The organism is Facilibium subflavum, assembly GCF_003574485.1.
Taxonomy (GTDB): domain Bacteria; phylum Pseudomonadota; class Gammaproteobacteria; order Francisellales; family Francisellaceae; genus Facilibium; species Facilibium subflavum.
Genome location: NZ_QLIT01000190.1, coordinates 1 through 1,531, shown reverse-complemented (window position 1 = coordinate 1,531; position 1,531 = coordinate 1). Strand labels below are relative to the sequence as shown.

Genomic DNA, 1,531 nt, shown 5'->3' with positions numbered 1-1,531 from the left:
AGGCTTATTCAAAAACTTAGTAACATTGCCTGAGACACTATAGGATAAGGTTGCGCTTTTCCCCGGCGCTATTAACGGGAACATCAGCTGATTTGTATCTTTATCAAAATAACCATCATTAATGGCACTAAGTTAAGCCGCATTTTTGTATAAACCTCGAGCTTTTTTTAGTGGAGGATATGTCTTTGTTCTGCGTTTTCTGCACCGAGGCTCTTTGCGTCCTGTTCTGTTGGCGACCTGTTTATGGACAATGATTTTAAACAGTTGTCTGAGTATTTCTGGATCGTCTTTGCAGAGTAAATCAGTCTGTGAAAATATCCGTATACTTTGTAATGTAAGCTTAAAACTTAAACTACAAGGCAAACGATCGTGCGCCAATGCAGCTTGAGCCATAACCCTTCGTATGAGATTATATGCCAACAGGTGCACCCATATTTCTTTATGCACCATACAAGGTGTTTTCCCTCGTAAAATATCCATGTGCATAATGGACTTGATTGAGTTTAATGACAATTCAACAAACCATCTGCAACCATAAAGGTCAGCTAAATCATCTTTGGTAACATCCTTATGATCTAAGAAAGTGGTGACTAAAACACGTGCTTTGCTACGGCAGCCATTGCGTTTCATATTAATGCTGACTTCTCTGATACTGATTTCTTTGGGAAAGGCATTATATTCATCCTGTGTCATCCAATCTGGTTTGCTTGGCCGCACCCATGAAACAATATGATCTTTTTTACCCAAGCGCTTACCACGTCTAAAATCATATTTGCGTGAAGCATGTGCAGGGAACACTCCTGATACCCCTAGTTGTAGCAACGTTGCCATCAGAAAATATGAAGGATAATAACAATCACCTAAGAGCACATCATTGGTTTTTAGAGCCTCCATTAATTGACGAAATAGTGCATGCTCTCCAGTCTTCTTGCCCTGATAGGCGCCCATAGCTAAATCTAAAATAACACCACTGGAATATTCAATAATCGCAACAGCACGCATGATAGGAAAGCCTGCGCCGGCTTGCTGTGATTTTGGTTGCGGGTATTTCTGTTGATTTTCAAAAGTATCAGGCATGCTTAATGTCGTTCCATCAACAATTTTGACGTGTGATTTTCCCCGCCATAGCCATGAATTTGGCGTATCGCTAATCAACTTTGTTGCGACCTCCGTTGCAAGTGTTTTTAAGCCTGTTTCAGACAACTTTGAGCGGGATTGACTATAGGCAGACGTGTTAGCTGAAGGCGGTCTTTGACTCTTCGCAAGCTTTGCAGCAATCACGCGAGCAACGACTGCTTGCTGAGATTGATCATCATCCATCACTTGAGATAAGAATCCCCAAAGCGTTACCTCAGGGGTAAACAGGCGATCTCTGCCTTGGGGTGTCTGGAGATGTTTACGAATGTCTTCCACTGACAATATGTCACTAAAGGGTAATTTTTTACCGTTTTTCAGCTCAGAAATAATATTTTTTTGGTGACTTGAATGAAAAAAGCTGTTAAAAATACTCACAACGTCAATCCTTTGTTTA

Annotated in this window: 1 protein-coding gene; it reads right to left on the bottom strand. The window is 40.9% G+C overall.

The genetic code is table 11. The features are described 5' to 3' along the window. Positions 1 to 132: 132 nt before the first annotated feature. Positions 133 to 1,531: IS4 family transposase (locus DNK84_RS10690; protein ID WP_119344499.1), on the bottom strand; the 1,399-nt coding region annotated here is incomplete at its 5' end.